The following is a 1,044-nucleotide window of genomic DNA, read 5'->3' as shown; positions in this document are numbered from 1 at the left end:
CAGCCAGAAATCTCGTTCAAGACCAGCTATAGCTACTTCTTCACGTAAAATCGCATCAGATTCACGAACGATTTCAAGTTTTTCTTCTGTAATTGCTCCTAAAACGCGAATTCCAAGACCTGGACCTGGGAATGGTTGACGCCATACAATTTCATCTGGCATTCCAAGCTCTGTTCCAAGTGCACGAACTTCATCTTTAAATAGCGTGTTTAATGGTTCAATTAATTTGAACTGCATATCTTCAGGTAGTCCGCCAACATTGTGGTGAGACTTGATAGTCTGTGCAGTAGCTGTGCCACTCTCGATAATATCCGTATAAAGCGTACCTTGTGCTAGGAAGTCCATCCCTTCAAGTTTTGCTGCTTCATCGTCGAATACATAAATGAATTCATTGCCGATAATTTTACGTTTTGTTTCAGGATCTGAAACGCCAGCCAGTTTGTTCATGAACCGCTCACGTGCATCAATTTTAATGACATTCATATGGAAGCCATCAGCGAAAGTCTTCATTACACTCTCCGCTTCGCCTTTACGAAGTAAACCATGGTCGACAAACATACACGTTAATTGATCGCCGATTGCTTTGTGAATCAATACTGCGACAACAGATGAATCCACTCCACCGCTTAATGCACACAATACTTTTTTATCGCCGACTTCTTGACGGATTTTTTCAATTTCAAGCTCGATGAAGCTTTCCATTGACCAATCACCTTTAGCTTTACAAACGCCAAATACGAATTGACGAATCAATTCAATACCGTAAACCGAGTGACGTACTTCAGGGTGGAATTGAACCGCATATAAACCGCGTGATTCATCAGCGATAGCTGCTACCGCACATGATGGGCTTGTAGCAATTACTTCAAAACCTTCTGGGGCAACCGTCACGTGGTCTCCGTGACTCATCCAAACAATTTGTTCCTTCGGTAAGTCATGGAATAATGTACTTTCTTTAACAACTGAAATTTCAGCTTTGCCGTATTCGCGATGAGAAGCTTTTTCAACTTTCCCACCAAAATGTTGAGACATTAATTGCATACC

The 1,044-nt window shown here is 41.7% G+C and carries 1 protein-coding gene; it reads right to left on the bottom strand.

The window, feature by feature from the left end:
- The coding region (guaA, locus tag AC1DSB_RS19815; protein WP_477587485.1) for a glutamine-hydrolyzing GMP synthase at positions 1-1,044 on the bottom strand (1,044 nt) is incomplete at both ends.

It is taken from the genome of Paenisporosarcina sp. P4_E4_2 (genome assembly GCF_056401595.1).
This window is presented reverse-complemented; position numbering and strand designations above follow the sequence as displayed.